Raw genomic sequence first — 800 nt, 5'->3', positions numbered from 1 at the left:
TATCAAGCGCTTTAAAGCGAATTAAAATTTCGTAGTGGGCTTGTTCACTTATAGAAGAGCTTAGTGGAGCTATTTGCTGTTTAACTAAAAAAAACTGATTATTAGTAATAGCTTGGCTAATATTCGCAATATAGCCTATTTGAAGTGCTTCGTTGTATAAACTATTGTTACCGTGATCGGTAATATAAACACGACCTCGGCCTAGTTCTTTAGCTTTATAGCACGCTAGATCTGCTTTACTAAGTAACTCTGTCGCATTTAGTCCATATGTTATAGGCACCATACCTATACTAATACCTGAGTCAAAAATTCGTTCATTCCATATAAACTTATAGCTTCTAATCGTACTAATTATTTTTTCACAGGTGAGCTGAGCTTGCTCTAAAGTTGAATCATTAACTAATAAAGCAAATTCGTCCCCGCCTAAACGTGCAAGTAAGTCTTTATTAGTAATGCTTTGCTTTATAAGTGTCGCGACTTCACATAACATGGCATCACCAACTAGGTGACCTGCGCTGTCATTAACTAATTTGAAGCGGTCTAAATCGAGTATACATAAAAAGCGTGGAGCTTGATTATTTTGCTTATTAGATAAGTAAGCTTTCAGTTTTTCATTAAAGGTTTGGCGATTTATAAGCCCAGTAAGTTGGTCATAGCTTGCTTGATATACGACTCGTTCCGAAAGCTGATGTTGCTGTGTGATATCCTTAATTATTCCGCGGTAACCCGAAAAATTACTGTTTTGATCAAAGGTTGGCTTAGCCACGAGCATTAAAATTTTAAGATCTTTACTGGATAAT

General features: G+C 35.9%; 1 protein-coding gene. It reads right to left on the bottom strand.

What is annotated here, in order from left to right:
* Positions 1–800, bottom strand: an 800-nt coding sequence (locus GQR46_RS20230) for a diguanylate cyclase (protein ID WP_165742323.1), incomplete at both ends; no start/stop codon positions are given.

Source organism: Pseudoalteromonas sp. Z1A6, assembly GCF_011378745.1.
In the GTDB taxonomy this organism is placed as follows: domain Bacteria; phylum Pseudomonadota; class Gammaproteobacteria; order Enterobacterales; family Alteromonadaceae; genus Pseudoalteromonas; species Pseudoalteromonas arctica.
The sequence above is the reverse complement of the archived record's forward strand: the minus strand, read 5'-3'. Positions and strand labels throughout refer to the sequence as shown.